Origin of the sequence: Euzebya tangerina, assembly GCF_003074135.1 — a bacterium.
Taxonomy (GTDB): domain Bacteria; phylum Actinomycetota; class Nitriliruptoria; order Euzebyales; family Euzebyaceae; genus Euzebya; species Euzebya tangerina.
In genome coordinates, this window is the sequence record NZ_PPDK01000001.1 from 2,517,651 (window position 1) to 2,538,221 (window position 20,571).

General features: G+C 68.3%; 16 protein-coding genes. 11 read left to right on the plus strand and 5 right to left on the minus strand.

Annotated features, from left to right (window positions below; translation table 11 throughout):
• The first annotated feature begins 37 nt into the window (after positions 1-37).
• Positions 38-3,748: a cell wall-binding repeat-containing protein gene (locus C1746_RS11640; protein WP_162867660.1), complete on the plus strand. Its 3,711-nt coding sequence runs from the start codon at positions 38-40 to the stop codon at positions 3,746-3,748.
• Between the two features lie 32 nt (positions 3,749-3,780).
• On the opposite strand, the gene rpsT is transcribed toward C1746_RS11640, so the two are convergent.
• On the minus strand, positions 3,781-4,041 hold the full coding sequence (rpsT, locus tag C1746_RS11645; RefSeq protein ID WP_116714738.1) for a 30S ribosomal protein S20: 261 nt from the start codon (positions 4,039-4,041) through the stop codon (positions 3,781-3,783).
• A 188-nt stretch (positions 4,042-4,229) separates the two neighbouring features.
• On the opposite strand from rpsT, the gene lepA reads away from it, so the two are divergent.
• The 5 genes from lepA to C1746_RS11670 all read left to right on the plus strand — a co-directional run bounded on the left by lepA (position 4,230) and on the right by C1746_RS11670 (position 10,413).
• On the plus strand, positions 4,230-6,038 hold the full coding sequence (lepA, locus tag C1746_RS11650; RefSeq protein ID WP_116714739.1) for a translation elongation factor 4: 1,809 nt from the start codon (positions 4,230-4,232) through the stop codon (positions 6,036-6,038).
• Positions 6,039-6,046: 8 nt separating this feature from the next.
• Positions 6,047-7,225, plus strand: a complete 1,179-nt coding sequence (gene hemW / locus C1746_RS11655; RefSeq protein WP_116714740.1) for a radical SAM family heme chaperone HemW — start codon at positions 6,047-6,049, stop codon at positions 7,223-7,225.
• Between the two features lie 155 nt (positions 7,226-7,380).
• Positions 7,381-8,556 (plus strand): heat-inducible transcriptional repressor HrcA, encoded by a 1,176-nt coding sequence (gene hrcA / locus C1746_RS11660; protein ID WP_162867661.1) that lies wholly within the window; start codon positions 7,381-7,383, stop codon positions 8,554-8,556.
• Positions 8,540-9,670 (plus strand): molecular chaperone DnaJ, encoded by a 1,131-nt coding sequence (dnaJ, locus tag C1746_RS11665; RefSeq protein ID WP_116714742.1) that lies wholly within the window; start codon positions 8,540-8,542, stop codon positions 9,668-9,670. Before hrcA ends, dnaJ begins: the two co-directional genes overlap by 17 nt.
• Before the next feature lie 5 nt (positions 9,671-9,675).
• Positions 9,676-10,413, plus strand: coding sequence for an RsmE family RNA methyltransferase (locus C1746_RS11670; protein ID WP_162867662.1), 738 nt, complete (start codon positions 9,676-9,678; stop codon positions 10,411-10,413).
• A gap of 15 nt (positions 10,414-10,428) precedes the next feature.
• Here the strand turns inward: C1746_RS11670 and C1746_RS11675 are convergent, their stop codons facing one another.
• The 3 genes from C1746_RS11675 to C1746_RS11685 form a co-directional block, all read right to left on the minus strand.
• Positions 10,429-10,617, minus strand: coding sequence for a PspC domain-containing protein (locus C1746_RS11675; RefSeq protein WP_116714744.1), 189 nt, complete (start codon positions 10,615-10,617; stop codon positions 10,429-10,431).
• A complete protein-coding gene (locus tag C1746_RS11680) occupies positions 10,617-10,979 on the minus strand; it encodes a DUF2237 family protein (RefSeq protein ID WP_116714745.1) in 363 nt (120 codons plus the stop codon). Before C1746_RS11680 ends, C1746_RS11675 begins: the two co-directional genes overlap by 1 nt.
• Before the next feature lie 134 nt (positions 10,980-11,113).
• Complete coding sequence (locus C1746_RS11685) at positions 11,114-15,355, minus strand: ExeM/NucH family extracellular endonuclease (protein ID WP_116714746.1); 4,242 nt, start codon at positions 15,353-15,355, stop codon at positions 11,114-11,116.
• 85 nt (positions 15,356-15,440) lie between these two features.
• Here C1746_RS11685 and C1746_RS11690 point away from each other — a divergent pair, with 85 nt between their 5' ends.
• Positions 15,441-16,085: a TetR/AcrR family transcriptional regulator gene (locus tag C1746_RS11690; protein WP_116714747.1), complete on the plus strand. Its 645-nt coding sequence runs from the start codon at positions 15,441-15,443 to the stop codon at positions 16,083-16,085.
• Between the two features lie 86 nt (positions 16,086-16,171).
• Here C1746_RS11690 and C1746_RS11695 read toward each other — a convergent pair whose 3' ends face one another.
• Positions 16,172-17,113: an acyl-ACP desaturase gene (locus tag C1746_RS11695; protein WP_116715688.1), complete on the minus strand. Its 942-nt coding sequence runs from the start codon at positions 17,111-17,113 to the stop codon at positions 16,172-16,174.
• A gap of 159 nt (positions 17,114-17,272) precedes the next feature.
• Here C1746_RS11695 and C1746_RS11700 point away from each other — a divergent pair, with 159 nt between their 5' ends.
• The 4 genes from C1746_RS11700 to C1746_RS11715 are packed head-to-tail and all read left to right on the plus strand — an operon-like array spanning position 17,273 to position 20,492.
• Positions 17,273-17,701: an HIT family protein gene (locus tag C1746_RS11700; protein WP_116714748.1), complete on the plus strand. Its 429-nt coding sequence runs from the start codon at positions 17,273-17,275 to the stop codon at positions 17,699-17,701.
• 48 nt (positions 17,702-17,749) lie between these two features.
• Positions 17,750-17,962, plus strand: coding sequence for a heavy-metal-associated domain-containing protein (locus C1746_RS11705; RefSeq protein ID WP_116714749.1), 213 nt, complete (start codon positions 17,750-17,752; stop codon positions 17,960-17,962).
• The gene (locus C1746_RS11710) at positions 17,959-20,196 is read left to right on the plus strand and encodes a heavy metal translocating P-type ATPase (RefSeq protein WP_116714750.1); all 2,238 of its coding nucleotides are present in this window, start codon (positions 17,959-17,961) and stop codon (positions 20,194-20,196) included. Before C1746_RS11705 ends, C1746_RS11710 begins: the two co-directional genes overlap by 4 nt.
• A complete protein-coding gene (locus C1746_RS11715) occupies positions 20,193-20,492 on the plus strand; it encodes a metal-sensitive transcriptional regulator (RefSeq protein ID WP_116714751.1) in 300 nt (99 codons plus the stop codon). The genes C1746_RS11710 and C1746_RS11715 overlap by 4 nt, the downstream gene beginning before the upstream one ends.
• Positions 20,493-20,571: the final 79 nt, after the last annotated feature.

The following is a 20,571-nucleotide window of genomic DNA, read 5'->3' on the forward strand; positions in this document are numbered from 1 at the left end:
GGCCCTGCCCGATCTGAGCCGCCGCTTGGAGACCGCCGTGAAGAGATCACTTGCCCGCCTGCTCCTGCTCGCCCTCGTCCTCACGCTGCTGCCAGCGGTGGCGGGTGCCCAGCCCGCGGAACCCGACTTCGACAGCGACCGGCGCAACCCGGAGCTCGAGTCGGTGCGGGCCGATGAGGTCCCCGATGTCGCTGATCGGGCGGCCGACGCGCCGTCCCCCGAACTCTTCGCCCGCCCACTGGCCGAACCGCCGGCGGGGACGCTGTCCCAGGCCGAGGCCGACCCGTGCCCGCTCAGCTTCTTCCCCCCCGACCCCGATGACGCGTCGTTCTTCATCGGTGTGGTGCCCTACGAGAGCGTCGCACCGCGGTTGTGCAGCGCAGCAACGTCTGACCGCGTCTCGGTCGCCGTCGCGGGCGAGAGTGCGTCTGGCCGTGAGGTTCCCGTGGTCGACATCACCGCGCCCTGGTCGGCGGAGGAGGCGGCGGCCAACGAGGCGCTCGAGGACCTGCTGATCGAGGACCCGACCGAGGCCGAGAGCCTCCTCGCCAGCGGGGGGTACGACGAGTACCGCCCCCACATAACCCTGATCGCCAACATCCACGGCAACGAGTACGAGGGTCTGGATGCAACCCTCGACTTCATCGACTACGTGGCGACCGCGCCTGCTGATGCACCGATCGTGCAGAACCACGATGGTCTCGACGCCGACGAGATCGACCAGCTGCCCACCATCGAGCAGGTCCTCGACGACTTCATCATCACGATCCTGCCGACCACGAACCCTGACGGCCGGGTGGCGGGCGAACGCCGCAACGCCAACGGATTCGACCTGAACCGCGACCACATCACGGCGAGCCAGCCCGAGACACGGGTCATCCAACAGGCCATCACCGAGACTCTGCCGCTGCTGTTCCTGGACATCCACGGCTACGTCGGCCCCGGCGGGCTCATCGAGCCGTGCACCCCACCGCACAACTTCGCCTACGAGTACGACCTGTACCTGCCCAACGCCCTCGCCAACGCCGAGACGATGGAGGCCGAGGCCTTCCGCCGCTCGACCGTGCTCGACAACACCGGCGAGACGGGCACCTACCTGCCCTACCGCGACGACGAGCAGGGCTGGGACGACTGGCCACCGATCTTCACGGCGATGTATGCGATCTACCACGGCGGCAGCGGCCACACCATCGAGATCCCGCTCAGCCCTCGCTCATCCAGCCTCACGCCGGAGGAGCGCGCGGCCCGTGTGGCGACCAACGTCGAGTTCGCCCGAGCCTCGATCGACGGGACCATCATGCACGGCATGACGGCTCGTGACGAGATGCTGGCCAACCAACTCGAGTGGCATCTCCGTGGTGTCACGGCTGCCGAGCAGACCAACGACAGCCTGCTCGGGACCTTCCCGGGCTTCGACGAGGTGGACCTCTGGGAGACCGAGTACCCCGACGCCTACGTCATCCCCGTGGGGGAGGGGCAGGAGAGCGAGGCCGCGGCAACCCGTCTGGTCGATGCCCTGCTCGATCAGGACGTCGAGGTCACCAGCCTGCCAGCCGAGACGACCATCGGCGGCACCAGCTACCCGGCCGGGAGTTGGGTGGTGCCCATGGCTCAGGCCAAGCGCGCCGTGGCTCAGACGATGCTCGACGCGGGACAGGACATCACCCCCCGCGGGATCATCCGGATGTACGACATCTCGGGATGGAGCCACAGCGACCTGTGGGGCGCCACGGTCGACGTCATCGAGTCCGACCCGTTGAGCGACATCGGCGACCCCGTGGGCGATACGCCCGAGATCGGCAGCGTCGAACCGGGCGAGGCAGCTGCGTACACCTTCCAGATCCGCGACGCCGCTGACATCCGGATCCTGAACGACTTGCTGGACGACGGGGTGGCGGTCCAGCGCGCTGCCGACGGGACGATCCTGGTCTCGCCTGCGGCGCGGGACGACCTGATCGCGATTGCCGCCGAGACCGACGTGACGTTCGAGCCGGTGGCCGAGTTGCCAGCTGAGCGGACCGAGTTGGAGGCGTTGACGGTCGGGACCTTCACCTTCGACACCGACGAGTACGTGATCGCGGATGTCCTCGGCTTCGACCTCGTCGAGATCGACGAGACGGTCATCAACGGGACCAACCCCGACACGAGCCTGGACGACATCGACGTGATGTACCTGTTCGGCGCCGTCGGGGGTGTCGACACCACCGGGGACACCAACCTCGTGGCGTGGCTGGAGGACGGTGGCGGCATCGTCGGCGTCGGCGACGCTGGCGAGACCCTGGCCAACGCCGGCTACGAGGTGCCCACCGACAGCCCGGTCAGCTTCGCCACGAACGGGACCGTCAACGTCACGCAGGACCCTGCCTCCACGGTCATGCCGGCGCGACCCGCTGATGACGTGACCTTCGTCTACGGCCCTACGTTCTTCGAGGATCTGCCGGCCGGGTTCGCGGCCCAGCAGACGCTCGCCGAGGGCACCACGACCGGTGGCGCGCTGCGGGCTGGTCACTGGGCGCAGACCGACGTCTATCCGCAGGCTGACTACGTCGGCCTGCCACTGACGGTCAGCGGCCAGCTGCCCGGTGAGGCGAGAGTGGTGCTCACCGGCACCGATGTGCTGTTCCGCGATCACGTCAAGGGGCTGTACAAGGACCTGGCCGACTGGATGTTGTGGACCACCGAAGGCCCGCTGACGACAGAGGACCTGGGCGAGCCGTTCGTCCCGTCTCCGGGCCCGGGCGACCCGGGTGACCCCGGTGACCCGGGTGACCCCGGCGATCCGGGTGACCCCGGCGATCCGGGTGATCCCGGCGACCCGGGCGATCCGGGGGATCCCACCGACCCTGGCGAGGACGTCGTCGTGGACCGGATCGCCGGTCCCGAACGGATCGCCACGGCCATCGCCCTGTCGCAGGACGCCTTCCCCGACGGCGCGGACACCGTCGTGCTCGCAACCGCGGAGAACTTCCCCGACGCGCTGACCGCCGGGCCGTTGGCTGGCCTGGCCGACGGACCGGTTCTGCTCACCCCCGGTGCTGAACTGCCAGGAGCGGTGCTCGCCGAAATGGAGCGACTGGACCCCGAGGAGATCATCATCGTCGGCGGGACCGCTGCCGTCGGTCAGGCCGTCGAAACCGCGGCGGAGGCCGTTGCCGCGGTAGAGCGATTGGCTGGTCCGACCCGCTACGGGACCGCGGCGGCCGTCTCGGCCCGCTTCGCCGACACAGGCGCGCCGGTTGTGATCGCCACCGGTGAGGTGTTCCCCGACGCCCTGTCCGGTGGGGTCCTCGCTGGCCGCCAGGCAGGCCCTGTCCTGCTGGTCCGCCCCGATGGTGTTCCGGCCGAGACCACGGCCGAGCTGGACCGCTTGGCGCCCGACGACGTCGTCGTGATGGGCGGCACGGCTGCGGTCAGCGACGACACGCTCGGCGAGGTCGCAGCGACGATCGGATTCGATCCCCGACGAATCGCCGGTGCAACTCGCTTCGAGACCGCCGCGCTGGCGGCAGCAGAGATCGGTTCGGCGGACGTCGCCTATCTCGCGACCGGGGGCGAGTTCGCAGACGCCCTCGCCGCGGTTCCGGTCGCCGTCATCACCGACGGGGTGCTGCTGCTGGTCCAGACCGATGGCGTGCCGCCGGAGGTGACCGACGTGCTGACGGCGCTGTCCCCGGCTCGTATCCGGATCCTCGGCGGCACTGCGGCCGTCAGCGAAGCCGTGGAGGCGGCGCTGCTGGCCGACGGCTGACAGCCGCCGGCACCGGCCCCTGGCTGAGCGCTCTAGAGAGCGTTCAGCCGTGCGGCCATCCGCGACTTCTTGTTCGCGGCGGTGTTCTTCTTGACGATGCCCTTGGTGGTCGCCTTGTCGAGCTTCTGGGCGGCCTCTCGGTACGCGCTGGTGGCCGCGTCCTTGTCACCATCATCGACGGCGCTCTCGAAGCGCTTGATGTAGGTCTTCAGTTCGGTCTTGGAGTCCTTGTTCCGCATGCGGCGGACCTCGTCCTGCCGGATGCGCTTGATCTGGCTCTGGATGTTCGCCATTGCTGCACCTTGGTTGGGTTCGCGGCCGGACGCGGCCGAGTGGGGGAGTCTGGATTGCGGGGCGGACGTGTACTTGCAGGGGCCACCACTCGCGGGCACACGAGGGTAGCAGTGGCGCCTGGGGCCGACAGGTCCAGCCAGTCAAGAGCCGCGTCGTCTCCGCGGGCACAGCTACCCTCGGCAGCCAGATGACCTACCCCCTCGACCGCATCCGGAACTTCGCGATCATCGCCCACGTCGACCACGGGAAGTCGACCTTGGCGGACCGGATGCTGCAGGTCACCGAACTGGTGGACGCGCGCCAGATGCGCGACCAGTACCTCGACAAGATGGACATCGAGCGCGAACGCGGCATCACCATCAAGGCCCAGGCCGTCCGCATGCCCTACCGGACGCCGGAGGGGGAGCACCTCCTCAACCTCATCGACACCCCCGGCCACGTGGACTTCTCCTACGAGGTGTCGCGGGCCATGAACGCCTGCGAGGGCGCGATCCTGCTGGTCGACGCCGCCCAGGGCATGGAAGCCCAGACGATCGCCAACCTCTACCTGGCCATCGACGCCGGCCTCGAGGTCATCCCCGTCCTGAACAAGATCGACCTGCCGGCGGCCCGTCCCGAGGCGGTTGCGGCCGAGATCTGTTCGCTCCTCGGCGGCGAGCCCGACGACATCCTCAAGGTCAGCGCCAAGACCGGCGATGGTGTGCCCGCGGTCCTCGACCGGGTCGTCGAGCGGGTCCCGCCGCCGACCGGCGACGCGGACGCCCCAACCAAGGCGCTGATCTTCGACTCCATCTTCGACGCCTACCGTGGGGTGATCGTCTACGCCCGTGTCATGCAGGGTCGTCTGCGCCCGGGCGCCGACATCCAGATGATGGCCACGGGCTTCGAGGGGACCATCGACGAGTTGGGGGTCACCTCACCGGAAGCCAAGCCCATCGAGGAGCTCGGGCCGGGCGAGGTCGGATACCTCACGGCCGCGATCAAAGGCGTGGGCGAGGCCAAGGTCGGTGACACGATCACGCTGGGCGGCAAGCAGGCGGCGCCCGAGCCGCTCCCCGGGTACCGGGAACCCACGCCGATGGTGTTCAGCGGGCTGTACCCGGTCGACTCCGGCGACTTTCCCGACCTGCGGGACGCACTGGACAAGCTGCAGCTCAACGACGCGAGCTTCACCTTCGAGCCGGAGACCTCCGTCGCCCTGGGATTCGGGTTCCGCGCCGGCTTCCTCGGCCTCCTCCACATGGAGATCATCTCCGAGCGGCTGGACCGCGAGTTCAACATCCCGCTGGTCACGACCGCGCCGAACGTGGCCTATCAGGTGCACCTGGTCGGCGGCGAGACCCAGCGCGTGTCGAACCCGGCCGAGCTGCCGCAGCCCAATCAGATCGAGCACATCGACGAGCCCACCGTCGACGCGATGATCTACACCCCGAGCGAGTACGTCGGGGCGGTCATGCAGCTGTGCGAGAAGCGACGGGGGACGATGCTCAAGATGGACTACCTGACCGAGGAGCGGGTGGAGCTCCGCTACAACATGCCGCTGGCCGAGATCGTGTTCGACTTCTTCGACCGGCTGAAGTCCTCAACCCGCGGGTACGCCTCGCTGGACTACGAGCCCGCGGACTCCCAGACCGCGGACCTCGTCAAGGTCGATGTGCTGCTCAACGGTGACCCGGTGGACGCCTTCAGCTCGATCGTCCACCGCGACAAGTCCTACGAGTACGGCAAGGCCATGGTCGGCAAGCTCAAGGAGCTGATCCCCCGCCAGATGTTCGACGTGCCGATCCAGGCGGCGATCGGCTCGAAGATCATCAGCCGTGAGACGGTGAAGGCCCGTCGCAAGGACGTGCTGGCGAAGTGCTACGGCGGGGACGTCAGCCGGAAGCGCAAGCTGCTGGAGAAGCAGAAGGAGGGCAAGAAGAAGATGAAGAACATCGGGACCGTCGAGATCCCCCAGGAGGCCTTCGTCGCCGCCCTCTCCATCGGCGACAGCTAGCAGCCGCCGTGGAAGGGCTCGAACGGGGCCGCGGGGTCTACGTCCACATCCCGTTCTGCCTCCGGCGCTGCGACTACTGCGACTTCACGACGTTCGCCGACCGGGACGAGGACATCCCCGCGTACGTGGACGCCCTGGTGGCCCATATCGAGCGGTTCGGGGGTGGGCCGGTTTCTGCACGATCGGGGCCTAACCCCCACCTGGGCGGGTTTTGGCACGATCGTGACGACGATGTCGCGCTGGACTCGGTCTTCATCGGCGGTGGCACGCCGACCTACCTCCCCCCGGCCGACCTCTCCCGGGTCCTGGCCGCCGTGGCCGAGGCGCTCCCGCTGGACGCAGACGCCGAGATCACCGTCGAGGCCAACCCCGAGACCATCTCCGCCGAGATGGCACAAGCGCTGGCCGCCGGCGGCGTCACCCGCGTGAGCTTGGGCGCCCAGTCCTTCGACGACCGGGTCCTGACCACCCTGGGCCGCTGGCACGACCCGGCCTCGGTCGAGACCGCCACCGGTCGGCTGACCGAAGCCGGCATCAGCCGCCTGAGCCTCGACCTGATCTACGGCACGCCGGGGGAGTCCGACGGATCGTGGCAGCGCAGCCTCCAGCGTGTGGTGGACCTCGGGGTGACCCACGTGTCCGCCTACGCGCTGACGGTGGAGCCGAACACGCCCTATGCCAGCCGGGTCCGCCGCCAACCGGCGCTGGAGCCCGACGAGGATGTTCAGGCGGCCAGGATGCAGATGGCGGAGGAGACGCTGTCGACGGCGGGCCTGTCCCGCTATGAGGTCTCCAACTGGGCGGTCCCGGGCCACGAGAGCCGGCACAACCTCACCTACTGGCGGGGCGGGGAGTGGCTGGCCTTCGGCTCGGGCGCGCACGGCTCGTGGCAGGGCCGGCGATACTGGCTGGTCCGGGACCCGTCGAGGTATGCCCGGCTGGTCGGAGCCGGTGCCGAACCCCTCGGTGGAGAGGAGTGGCCCGACGCCGATCAGGTCCGCCTGGAGCGGCTGATGATGGGCCTCCGACTGGTCGAGGGGGTGCCCCGGGCTGCTGTCGAACCGTTGGACTCCACGGTGCTCGGGACGCTGATCGAGCGGGGCCTGGTCCGGGCCGACCATGGGTGGGTCGCGGTCACCCCGACGGGGAGGCCGCTGACCGACCGGATCGTGCGCCAGTTGGCCTAGCCCGTCGGGCTTCGGCCTCGCTTGGTCCGGTCATTCGACACGATCGTGCAGAAACCGGCATATGCGGGGGTTAGCCCCCGATCGTGACGAATCCAGCGCTGGCAAACCCGGCCCTATACGGTCGGATGTGCAGGCAGTGGCAGGATTGGAGGGTGATGGCAGTCGGAACGACAGGCCAGCCAGGCCCCCCTCCGGAGTTGGATGACCGCAAGTCTGCGGTCCTCCTGGCCGTCGTGCGGGCCTACGTCCGCGAGGGCGAACCGGTGGGGTCCAAGCGCGTCGTCGACGAGGCCGGCCTCGGCGTCTCAGCGGCGACGGTGCGCAACGACATGGTGGTGCTGGAGGACGCCGGGTACATCATGCACCCGCACACCTCAGCTGGACGCGTGCCCACCGACAAGGGCTACCGCTACTTCGTCGATGCCCTCCGCGGGCAGGTCAGCGACGACCCGGACGTCAGCGGCGAGCAGATCGCGGTCCTGGACGACCTCATGGACGGCGCGACCGACCTCGAGGACCTGCTCCGCCGGGCCACGACCGCGCTGTCGCGCCTGACCCGGTACGCCGGACTTGTGGCCGCACCGCAACTGGACCAGTCACGTCTGAAGCACATCGAGTTGGTGCAGCTCAGCCCTGCCACGGTCCTGGTGGTCTCGATCGCCGACACCGGTCGAGTGTCCAAGCGAATGGTCGAGCTGGCCGAACCGGTCCCCGAGGTGGACGTCCATCGTGTCCGGCACGCCGTCAACGGCGCCGCCGCGGGCCTCCGGGGCCTCGAGGCCCCCGACGCGATCGCGGGGCTGTCCGCCGGCGCCCCCAGCGAGCTGACCGAGCTGATCGAGCGGACCGCCGACGCCGTCCGCTCCGGCATCGCCGACCCCGAGACCCGTTCGACCGGACTCTACGTCGGTGGCAGCTCGACCCTCGCGGGTGAGGGCCAGTTCGCCGGCATCGAGGAGGTCCGGCAGGTCTATGAGACCCTCGAGGAGCAAGTCGTGGTCATGCAGGTCCTCAAGGACGCGTTGGCCGACACCGATCCGGGGGTGCGCATCGGCGCTGAGCTGTCCCTGAGCGAGCTCCAGGCGTGCGCCATCGTGGCCACCTCCTACGACACGCCGTCCGACTCTGCGGGACAGGTCGGGGTGCTCGGCCCGTCACGTATGGACTACCGCGCGACCCTGGGTGCAGTTCGGGCCGTGGCCGACACACTTGAACGGGCCATCGCCGGCATGACCGGCACCTCCTCGCCGTCGCCCACGACCGCTGCGAGCCAGACCTCTGCCCACCCGTCCACCGAAGCAGGACCTAACTCGAATGCCCACCGTGCGTGACCTCTATGAAGTCCTTGGGGTGTCCAAGGAGGCGTCGGACGCCGACATCAAGAAGGCCTATCGGCAGAAGGCCCGTGAGCTGCACCCTGACCAGGGTGGGGACGAGGAGCACTTCAAGGAGCTGACCGCGGCCTACGAGGTGCTCAAGAACCCACAGGCCCGCGCCAACTACGACCGCTTCGGCGATCCACGCGGGCCCGGCGGTGGCATGGGCGGCGGGGACCCGTTCGCCGGCTTCGGCGACCTGGGCGACCTCATCAACTCCTTCTTCGGTGGAGGGATGGGCGGGACCTCACGTCGTGGTCAACCGACCAACGCAGGTCGGGACGCCATCGTCGACGTCACCGTGACCCTGGAGGAGGCAGCCACCGGTGTGGAGAAGGACGTGGACGTCACCCTCGACCGCACCTGCTCGACCTGCTCAGGGTCCGGGGCTGCCGACGGATCGGGCCCCATCACCTGCTCGACCTGCAACGGTCAGGGGGCCGTCCAGCGGGTCCGCAACGGGATCTTCGGTCAGATGCTGACCCAGACCGCCTGCCCGGAGTGCGAGGGCAGCGGCCGGATCGTCGCCGATCCGTGTCGGACCTGTCGCGGTGAGGGACGGACACGCGAGACCGAGACGTTGACCATCCCCGTGCCGATCGGGATCGACGACGGTCGACGCGTCCGGCTCTCGGGCCGTGGCGAGGCCGGCCGCCAAGGAGGCCCCGCCGGCGACCTGTACGTCCGCGTGAACGTGCGGCCGCACGAGATCTTCACCCGGGACGGCGACGACCTGCACTGCGAGCTGCGGATCGGCATGATCCCGGCAGCGCTCGGAACGGAGCTGAAGCTGCCGACGCTGTACGGCGAGACGAAGGTCTCCGTGCCGGAGGGGACCCAGTTCGGGGACGTCATCACCCTGCGACGGGAGGGGATGCCGCGGCTCGGGATGGACGGCCACCAGAAGGGCAACCTCCACGTGCACTGCCGGATCGAGACCCCCCGAGACCTGGACGACAGCGACCGTGAGGTTCTGAAGGCCTTGGCCGACAAGCGGGGCGAGACGGTGATGAGCGGATCGGGCGGCAAGGGCCTGTTCGGCCGACTCCGAGACGCCTTCACCGGCTGATCGCTGTGTCGGCGAGGCCCGGCCTGCCCACACATGGCCATCACGTCTTCGTCCCGCAGGTTGGTGAGGATCGGGATGAGGTGCTGATCCGCGGTGATGCAGGCCATCACCTCCGGGCCGTCCTCCGGGTCCGGACGGGAGAGCCGCTCAGCCTGGCGGACAACTCCGGCGCTGTGTGGCAGGGCCGCGTGCAGGACCTCTTGACCGACGGCGTGGTGGTCGGTCTGGACGAACACGTCGACATCCCCCCGGCCACACCAGCAGTCACCGTGATCCAGTCCATGCCGAAGGGCCGGAAGATGGAGGAGGTGGTCACCCGGCTCAGTGAGGTCGGCGTCGACCGGCTCGTCCCGGTCCACTCGGCTCGCAGTGTCAAGCAGCTCAAGGGCGCGAAAGCGGAGAAGGCGCGCGAGCGCTGGGATGCCCTGGCGGTGGCGGCCGCCCAGCAGTCGCGACGGGCACGGCTGCTGCAGGTCGAGACGATCACACCCTGGCCGGTGCGGGACGTGTCAGGTGTGGTGCTCTGGGAGCAGGCCACGACGCCGCTGTCCGAGGCCCTTGACGAGCTGGACGGCGTGGAGCAGATCGTGATCGCCGTCGGCCCCGAGGGCGGCTGGGAGCAGGCCGAGGTCGCGGACAGCGGCCTCCACCCCGTGGCGCTGGGGCAGGGCATCCTGCGAACGGAGACCGCAGGGGTGGTTGGAGCTGCACTGGTGCTGCACCACCTGGGGCGCCTGGGCTGACCCCCGAGTCCTGAGCTAGCGCCCTGCCTTCGGCATGATGATCCACAGCACCAGGTAGGCGATCTCCCCAGCGCCGACGAGGCCGAAGATCACGAAGATGATCCGGACGAGGAAGACCGGCAAGCCGAAGCGGTGGGCCAGTCCGCCGCAGACGCCGGCGATGATCCGGCCCTGTCCGCGTGGTGGGCGTTCGAGGACCGCCATCAGCCGGTCACCGCGTGGGACTGGAGGTCCTCCAGCCGACACCACTCGAGCGTCTGGACGTGGGTCGCGTCGAGGACCACCTGGGGGGCGCTTCCGGCCTCGAAGGCCTCCTGCCACCGGGGAGCACATAGGCACCACTGGTCGCCGGGCTTCAGGCCCGGGAAGCCGTACTGCGGCGCCGGTGTCGACAGGTCGTTGCCGACCGAGGCCGAGTAGGCCAGGAAGTCCGCCGTCATGACGGCACAGACGGTGTGGACGCCGGTGTCGCCAGCACCGGTGTTGCAGCAGCCGTCGCGGTACCAGCCGGTCATCGGATTGCGTGAGCAGTCCACGAGGTCGCCGCCGAGCACGTTCTTGGCCATGAGCCCTCAGTCTGCCGCGCCAGCCTCGTTCATGTGCCTGTCCGGTCACGGGCGGGTGGACTTCACCGTCCTCGAGGACGGGAAGTCCACCCACACTGCCGGGACGCGCAACACCGGTGCTCCGCGTCCGATGGTCACAGACCGGCGGAGGCCACCACGGCATCACATGCCGCTTCGCTGGCCGCGCAGATGATGGTCCCCCCGTCGTCAGCGGGATCGAATGCGGCGTCCAGGAACGCCTGGGTCTCGGGTGGCACGTCATCGCCGTTGACCAAGACGATCGGGGCGTCGGACGCTGCTGACAGACCGGCGAGGGTGAACCCGGCCGCCCAGGCGTTGTCGCCCTGACCCTCGAGGACGATGATTCGCTGCGCTGGGTTCTCGGCGTCGAAGCCGCGGATGTTGGCTATGGCGACCGCCGTGGCGAAGCGGTTGGGGCCGCTCACCCGGGTGCTTGCCACGCCCAACTCCGTCAGGCGGTCAGTGACGGCCTCGGCGACCGCGTCGATGCCGCCGATGACCGTGGTGCTCTCGATCTCGCTGGCTGCCAGATAGGCGTCCGTCGACGCGGTCAGCACATCCGGCTGGGTCAGCAGGATCGGGGTGCCGCCCACAGCCCCGTACGCACCCACGGCGAGGGAGTCGGCAAACGCCTGGGTCGGATCCGCGTCACCCGTTGGATAGGCGCGCGCCAGGATGGAGTCCGTCGTGGTGTCGGTGTCAGTGCCGGTATCGGTCTCGGTGTCGGTACCGGTGTCCGGACCCATACCCGCGGTAGCCGTCAGGGCCAGGCTGCTGATCTCCAGAGCTGTCTCGACCCTCGTCTCGCCGGCCGTCCGGCTGACCGCGAACCCTGAGGTCACGAGCTCCTCCTCCACCGCTTGGCTGATGGCCGCCACGCCGCCGAGGATCCGGACCTGGGTTGCGCCGAGTCGCCGCAGTTCGGCCAGGACGGCGTTCTCCAGCGTGTCAGGGTTGTTCAGCAGGAGCGAGGTTCCGCCCGTCTGAATCGCACCCGAGGCCAGCGCGTCTGCGAACACGACATCGGAGGCGATCAGGACCTCGACATCCGTGCCGGCCAGCGCCCCGTTGTCGGGGTTCACCAGTTGAGAGCCCAGCACCGACAGCGCGGTGTTGTCCGTCTGGGCGGGATCCTCGGGGAGGAGGTTGATGACGCCGTCATTCGGGTCGGGGTCGACCGGGTTCGGGTCCGTCGGACCGGGGTCGGTGGGGCCTGGGTCGGTCGGCCCGGGGTCAATCGGGTCATCCCCAAGATCAAGGCCGACGATCACCGGGTCGTGATCAGAGGACCGGAAGGCGTCGGGGGCGAAGAGCGGGAGCGCGTCGGACTTGCGCTCGAAGCTGCGCTCGGTCGCATCCTCGACGGTGTCGTTGTAGTCGAGCAGCGGCACCTCGTCGGCGTTGATGTGCCACGAGGTCACCCCTGTCACCTGGTCGGCCATCGGGCTGTTGGCCATGGCGTAGTCGAGGTACCCCAATTGGCCGTCGAAGAGATAGGTGTAGGCGTCCTCGCCGATCTCGGTCTCGAGCAAGTCCGCGAAGCCGGCGTTCTCGAGCGTCACGATGGCGTCTTCGTTGCGGTAGGCGTTCAGGTCTCCGAGAATCAGCACATCCGGGTCGCCAGATCCGGTCGGGTCCGTGGCCAGGAAGTCGGCGATGGCCGCGGCCGCATCGTTGCGGGTCTCCGAACAGTTGGCCTGGCCGTCGACGATGGACTCGTCCTCACCGATGTCGGCGCAGTCAGAGCCCTTGGACTTCAGGTGGTTGACGGCCGCGGTGAAGACCTCACCGGTCGCGACCTCCGAGAAGGTTTGGACCAGCATCGGTCGGTTCTTGCTGTCGACGAAGCGCGCGTCGACGCTGGAGTCCAGGATCGCGGAGTCGCCGACCGGAGCAACGGTTGCGGGCTGGTAGATGAAGCCGACCTTGATGGCGTCGGTGCCAATGGGGCCGGTGTCGATCTGGGCGTACGTGCCCGCGCCGACTACACCGTTCAACGCATCGACCAGGTCTTGCACCGCCAGCGCGGAGTTCTCGATCTCGATCAGCCCCACGACATCGGCATCCATCTCAGCCAGCGCAGCGACGATCTTGGCTTGTTGCCGATCGAGTTCGGCCTCGGAGTCGGCCCCCCGACACCCGGCATCGTCGCCGACCGTCGGGTCCGGGCAGACGTTCACGCCGTCGTCGATGGTGGGGAAGTAGTTGAGGACGTTGAAGCTGGCCACGGTGAGGTCGCCGCCGACGTCATCTGGCTGGTCCTGCCGTGGCTCGACGTCGGCGAAGGTGTATGCCAGACCGTCGATGGGTCGGATGCGCCAGGCATCGGTGCCGGTCTGTCCGGCGAACGACCAGTGCATGACGCCGGTGAGGTCGTCGATGGTCTGGCCACCTCGAAGGGTGTTATCGACGGAGAGCCCGCCCGTCGGCCACGAGGCGGATGGGAAGGGGTAGGGCTCGTCGGTAGCCCCGTTGGTGGCGTCGTTCTGGTCGTTGTTGTCATCGTCCAGGATGATGCGGCGAGTGGCCAGATCGTCCAGGAATGCTTGGTAGCCGGCGACGTCGGGCGCCGAGACGTGCGTGAACTGGAATGGGCGAGCCGACTCGGTCAGCACGACCTGCCCGTACCGGGCCAACTCGAAGTACTCGCTGACCACCAGCGTGTCAGGGAAGGTCACGACCATGCCCTCGACTGCCTCGAAGGTTGCTTCGGCCTCCGTCGACCCACCAGCCGGCATGGCCACCGGCACCGCCGGGGGCAGTTCATTGCCCGACGACACGATCGCGAGGTCGACGGCGCCGGACGGCTCGAGCTGGGTCATGCCGAAGAACTCGTCAACGACGGCGTCGACCGTGACCTGATCCCCGACCGCCAGGTCCACCGGGCAGAACCCGCGACAGAAGACGAACACCCCCTCGGAGGTCGCTGCATCGGTGTCGGCGTCTGCGTCCTCCTCCTGCAGGAAGAAGGCGTCCAGCATGTCGTCATCGGTGAACAGCGACGTCACGATGCCCGTGACCTCCACGGTGTCGCCGTCCAGTGGCGAGGCGGCGCCGTCACCCTGGACGTCGTGGATCGCCACCGGCGTGCCGTCGAGCCCGCCCGGGCCACCTCCACAGTCGTTGGCCTCACCGGGCGTGTCAGCGGTGAGGTCGCTGAAGGAACCCGGCTCGAAGTCGCCGGTGCCATCCGGGCAGCGGTAGGCGTGTGCGGTGACGAAACTCCCGTCGCCTGGTACCGCCGTGTCCGCGTAGCTGAGGTCAGGGGTTGCGTCCCCATCGATGAACGAGACCGCGTCGACGACGGCAGTCCAGGGCTCGCTGTCAAGCGTCCCATCGTCGTTGGTGTCGTAGTCCTCGCCAGCAGCTCCGGTGAAGCCGGTTACCAGCAGGTAGGTCACCGGGCTGCCGAAGAAGTCGGCATCGGTGTCCAGATCGATGTTGTCGACGCCTGGGTCCTCGCCGAGCACGTAGAAGCCGTCCGGGGGCATCGTGCCGGCAAGGTCGAAGGCGAAGTCGACCTGACCGGGCGCGAACTCACCGGAGAGGATCACCAGGGAGAGGTCGGACAGGTCCTCGTCGGCAGGACCGGTGATCTCGACGTAGTCGCTGTCAGCGCCAGATTGCGAGTGACGGACCTCGTTGATCGTCACGGCCGGACCTGCCCCGCTCGAGACGGAGATGTCATCGATCCCGATCATCGAGTCCGAGCTGCCGGCGTTGGTGGTGATGATCCGGATGTCGACGCTGGCCTGATCGTCCGCCGCGGCGGGGAGGGTGACGCTGACGGGCGTCGAGAGCCCGGTGCCGTCGCTGGCGTCCGCGATGTAGCCCGCCGGCAGGTCCGTGAAGTCCCCGGTGGTGCCGACCCGGTACTGGGTCGCGACCTGTTGGACCGCGTCGCTGGTGTCCAGTTCGACCGCCGAGTAGTCCACGGCGATCCCGCTCTGCCCGGTCGTGACCACGCGGATGACCAGGTGAGGGGCGTCTGCGGTCCCGGAGCCCTGCAGCGCGACGACACCCTCCGTCTCCAACTCATGGACGCCACCGGCGGTGGACCCGGCACTCGAGCCCTCGATCACGTCGACTGGCGTCGCAGCTCCGTCGGCCGTGACCGTTCGGGGGTCGACGTCGTTGGCACTCGTCAGACCGTCCCCGCGGTACCCGATGATCCCCGGTACCCCGCTCCAATCGTCATCGGCGGTGATCAACCCCCCGTCCTCCCACGCCTGTGAGAAGGGCAGCGGCTGGGCGGTGTCATCAGCCCGAACAGGTGTGACCAACGAGATGGCCAGCAGCAGGCTCAGCAGCGCCGAGAGTAGGGGAATGGACGGAACCGGACGGCGGATGATCATGACTGCGCGGCCTCTCGATGGATGTTCTTGCGGAGCAGCAGACTAGTACAGGCCTGCGACCGCCTGTCCATCAGGTGACGAGGAGATGAAGCTGTCCGCGATACCGTTCACCACGATGGCCAGGATGACCGCCGGCGAGCGACGAGATCAGCTGATCGGCGTCGCCAAGGAGACCTTCGCCGAGTTGGGTTACGACGGTGCCAGCGTCGAGGAGATCGCTGCGCGGGCTGGGGTGTCCAAACCCGTCGTCTACGAGCACTTCGGTGGCAAGGAGGGGATCTACGCCGTCGTTGTTGATCGTGAGGCCACGCGCCTGCTGGACAAGATCAGTGCCTACATCGACGACAAGAACGGCGGGCGACAGATCATCAACGCCTCCGCGCTGGCGTTCCTCCACTACATCGAGGAGGATCCGGCGGCCTTCCGGGTCCTGACCCGAGACTCGCCGGCGTCCGTGACGACCCCGGGCATCGCCGGCCTGTTGAGCGACGTCGCCGACAAGGCGGCAGGGGTGCTCGCGGCGTTCTTCGACCGCTCTGGGCTTGATCCCGCCACCGCGCCGTTGTACGCCGGTGCCCTGGTCGGCATGGTCGCCTACGTCGGGTCGTGGTGGGCGACGGCCCGGGAGCCGTCAGCAGAAGAGGTGGCCCAACACATCACCGCCCTGGCGTACCACGGGCTTCGCGACCTGCCTCACCACCCCGCCGGCGGCTCCTCACCCTCAAGCTGAGGTGGAGGGTCAGGCTGGAACGTTCTTCCAGTTGTTGACGCAGCGACAGGCAGGCTCACCCTGCGTCGATGCGCAACTTCCAGGAATTAGGAGACCAGTTTGCGGTCGCGCGATTCGGCTCGTTGCCGCTTCTTCTCACGACGCTCCTCGAACCGTGTGGCCTGGGCATCCAAGTTCTCGATGAACTGGGCCAACTCCTCACGACGCTGTTCTGCGGCCGAATCGAGCCCCTCCATCTCGAAGATGCCCCACTTGCGCAGAATCGGCCACACGACGTCATCGTGGTGAACCCGCAGGTCATAGATGCCTGCGAGCGCTATCTGGGCGGCCATCCGGTTGAAGTTCGGGATTCCGTCGCCCGGCATCGAGAATCCCATGACCTCGGCCGCGACGGCCTCGACGACCCCGTTCGGGTCCACGTGCTTCGCCGCGTCCATCATGTCCCGGTAGAAGAGCATGTGGAGGTTCTCGTCCTTGGAGATCCGCTCCATGATCCGGTCGGCCACCGGGTCCCCGGAGTACTTTCCGGTGTTGCGGTGACTGATGCGCGTGGCCAGTTCCTGGAACGAGACGTAGGCAATTCCGCGCAGGGTGTTCTTCCCGTCCGCGTCGTAGCCGACCTCCATGGCCCCCATCCGACCGTCCTCGAGCTTCTTCGGGTCTTCGTTGCGGGTCAACATGAGGTAGTCCCGTAGCACGATCGAGTGTCGCCCCTCCTCCGCGGTCCAGCGGTGGACCCACGACATCCACGCCGTGTCCTTCTTGCCGAACATCGAGTAGATCTCGCGGTGGTAGGAGGGAAGGTTGTCCTCCGTCATCAGGTTCATGAAGAAGGCGGTCCGTGCGACACCGTCGAGGCTGGGCTGGTCGGGGGTCCAGGGCTCAGCCTCGAAGTCCCGCCCGTCGCCGTAGGGCACGTAGTCGTGGGGGTACCACATCTCCACGACCTTCATGTGGCGGTTGAGGTACTGCTCCGCCATCGGTTCGAGCTCGTTCAGGAGGTCGGCGTCGGAGAGGCGAGTGGCCATGGTCTGCATCCAGTTCCGTCGGGGGTCAGGGTTACGGTTGCGTAAGTTACGGTAGCGTAGGTTGCCTCCGGGCGTCTACCGCAGATACGTGTCCGACGGGTCGGGCCGGGTTGGGACCGCAGCCTGATCCTGAGCCTAGAGCAGGCGTAGGATCCGGGCATGGCGACCCTGTTCACGATGATCATCGACGGCGACCTACCCGGCCGATTCGTCTGGGAGGACGAGGTGTGCGTGGCCTTCCTGACGATCGAGCCCCTGACGCCCGGACACACCCTGGTCGTGCCGCGGCGGGAGTTCGACCACTGGTTGGACGCCCCGGCGGATCTCAGGGCGCACCTGTTCGAGGTGTGCCACGAGATCTCAGGAGCCATCGACCAGGCCTACCAGCCGGAGAAGGTCGGCCTGATGATCGCCGGCCTCGAAGTACCGCATCTCCACATCCACCTGGCCGCGATCAACGAGTTGTCCGACCTCGACTTCGCCGGGGTGGACCGTGACCCGGATGCAACGGCCCTTGACGAGGCAGCCAGCCGGATTCGACAGGCCCTGCGTGACCGAGGGGCCGCAGGGGTCTCGGACCGCGGCTGACGGGCCAAGCCGTGTGAGCGGGTACCCCTGGGGGGTATAGTCGGTGCTATGCAGACCACCGATACCATCAGCGTTCCCGAGATCCACTGCGACCACTGCAAGACCTCGATCGAGGGGGCTCTCAATCCACTCGACGGGATCACCGAGGCCACGGTCGACGTCCAGGATGCCAGCGTGACGGTGACGTTCGATCCGGCGCTCATCGATCGCCGCGCGCTGGTCGGGGCCATCGAGGACCAAGGCTATGAGGTCCCCTCATGAGCGCGCTCGATGACGCCGTCGGGAAGACGTCGACCACGTCGGCGGAGCTCGTCTTCGATGTCGAGGGGATGACCTGCGGGTCGTGCGCGGCCCGGGTGCAGCGAGTCCTCGGCAAGGAGGACGGCGTGGTTGACGCACGGGTCAACTACGCGACGGGCATGGCCCACGTCGACGTCGGTCCGGACGTGGCCGAAGACAGCCTGCACGAATCAGTCAGCCGCATCGGGTACGAGCTCGTGCCGCACCGGGACGCGGCGGCACGGCGGCGTGAACAGGAGGATGAGGAGACGAGGTGGCGACGCCGGCTGGTGATCGGCATCCCCATCGCAGCGCTGTTCGGCGTCATGATGGCCCTCGGTCTCTCGGGCGGAGAGATGCCGGGGTGGTTCGAGAACGGTGTCGCGCCGCTGCTGGCGACGGTCACCGTGTTCGGCATCGGCTGGCCGTTCCTGCGGGAGGCAGCGCGCAGAGCCCGAGCGCTGACCACCAACATGGACACGCTGATCGCCATCGGAACGGTGTCGGCATGGGCCTTCTCGCTCGCGCAGTGGTTGGGTGGCCGGACCCCGCGGTACTGGGATGCCCCGGTGTTCATCGTGGTGTTCCTCGTGGCCGGCCGCTACGCCGAGGCACGTGCCAAGAGTCGCGCGGGTGACGCGCTGCAGTCGCTGCTCGAACTTGGTGCCAAGGAGGCCCGACGTCTCGACCCGGAGACCGGTGAGGAGACGGGGATGGTCGATGTCCTCGAGCTCGAGCTGGACGACCACATCCGGGTTCGGCCCGGTGAGACGATCCCGGTCGATGGCGAGGTCGTGGCTGGCTCGACCGCCGTCGACGAGTCGATGCTGACGGGTGAGAGCGCGCCCGTGGAGAAGACGGTCGGCGACCCCGTGACGGGGGCCACCATCAACGCCGGCGGCGCCATCACCGTCGCCGTCAAGGCGGTCGGGGGTCGAAGCAAGCTGGCGCAGATGGCGGCGTTGGTCCAGCGGGCCCAGGACAGCAAGGGTGAGGCGCAGCGCCTGGCCGATCGTGTGTCCGCGGTCTTCGTCCCCATCGTCATCGTGATCGCGCTCGTGACCGCCGCGATCTGGCTGCTCGTTTCGGGCGATGTCGCGGAAGCCGTCACCGCCGCCGTGAGCGTGCTGATCATCGCCTGCCCCTGTGCTCTGGGGCTGGCAACGCCGATGGCGATGATGGTCGGGACGGGGCGCGCCGCCCAACTCGGCATCGTCGTGAAGGGCATCGAGGCGCTGGAGCAGACCCGGCGCGTGGACACCGTGGTCTTCGACAAGACGGGCACGCTGACCGAGGGTCGGATGTCCGTGGTTGCGGTCCACGGTGACGACGACGTCCTGGCCAAGGTCGCGGCAGTCGAGCAGGACTCAGAACACCCGATCGGTGCGGCGATCGTGGAGGCCGCCGAGCAGGTGGACCAGTCGGCGGAGGTGACCGACTTCACGGCTCACGCCGGACGAGGGGTCTCCGCCACGGTGGATGGCCAGACCGTGTACGTCGGTACCCGGCGGCTGTTGGCCGAGGAGGACCTCACGGTGGCGGAGGAGTTCGAGCAGTTGGCAGCGAAGGCCGAGTCGACGGGTGCGACCGTGGTGTTCGCCGGCTGGGATGGCCGGTGCACCGGCGTCATCTCCGTCGCCGACACCGTCAAGTCGAGCGCCGTTGGCGTCGTGGATGCCCTTCGTGACATGGGGGTGGACGTGGCCATGATCACGGGGGACAACCAGCGCACGGCGCGGTCGATCGCCGACGACCTTCGCATCACCACCGTTCTGGCCGAGGTGCTGCCGGAGGACAAGCAGGCCGAGGTGGAGCGTCTGCAGGGACAGGGTCTGACCGTCGCCATGGTCGGTGATGGTGTAAACGATGCACCTGCCCTCGCCCAGGCCGACCTCGGGATAGCGATGGGGACGGGAACAGACGTGGCGATCGAGGCGTCCGATCTGACCCTGATGGCCGGCCGGCTGCAGTCGGTCCCGACCGCGATGCGCCTGGCTGCGGGGACCGAGCGGACCATCCGTCAGAACTTGGCCTGGGCCTTCGGGTACAACACCCTGGCCATCCCGGTGGCGGCGCTCGGGCTGTTGACGCCGGCTGTGGCGGGCGCGGCGATGGCCTTCTCGTCGGTGTCGGTGGTGCTGAACAGCCTACGGCTGCGCCGCTTCGGTCAGGTTGAGGCCCGTGGGGCGGACGATCAGATGGAGGTGGCTCGGTGAGCGCGGAGCCCGGGTACGTGACCGGCGGTGACCAGGCCGCCCTGCTTCGGCGCCTCAAGCGGATCGAGGGGCAGGTGCGAGGCGTCCACCGGATGGTGGAGGAGGACACCTACTGCATCGACGTGTTGACCCAGGTCTCGGCGATCAAGAGAGGCCTCGAGAAGGTGAGCGTGCTGCTGGTGGAGGACCACCTTCGTGGCTGCGTGCTGGACGCAGCCAAGTCGGGTGATGACGCGGAGGCCGACGCCCACCTGACTGAGGTGACGACGGCCCTGGGCCGCCTCCTCCGCAGCTAGCGCCCCACACCTGTACTCCGCCTCGGGTCACCGTTACCGTGGAAGGCCCGCCGGCCGAACCCCACGTCACCTACGCCGA